Raw genomic sequence first — 234 nt, 5'->3', positions numbered from 1 at the left:
CGAGTCACACGGCCGGTTTCCTGACCATTCTCCATCGTCACTTCAAAGAGAGTGGTTTTCTCGCCGTCTTTANAAGAGAGTGGTTTTCTCGCCGTCTTTACCTTCTTGGACAACTTTTCGTGTCCCCTTAGGCAATTGTGCATTTTCTCGTTCAACAGTGGTAAACGGTAGAGCTTCAGTTACCACATCCAAGCGTGGCTGTTCCACGACCAGATTCTTAACGCCTTCTGCTGG

General features: G+C 48.9%; 1 protein-coding gene. It reads right to left on the bottom strand.

Annotated features, from left to right (window positions below):
- Positions 1 to 69: 69 nt before the first annotated feature.
- Positions 70 to 186 (bottom strand): G5 domain-containing protein, encoded by a 117-nt coding sequence (locus SSIN_RS11115; RefSeq protein ID WP_425314562.1) that lies wholly within the window; start codon positions 184 to 186, stop codon positions 70 to 72.
- Positions 187 to 234 lie beyond the last annotated feature (48 nt).

This window comes from Streptococcus sinensis (assembly GCF_000767835.1).
GTDB classification, from domain to species: domain Bacteria; phylum Bacillota; class Bacilli; order Lactobacillales; family Streptococcaceae; genus Streptococcus; species Streptococcus sinensis.
This window is presented reverse-complemented; position numbering and strand designations above follow the sequence as displayed.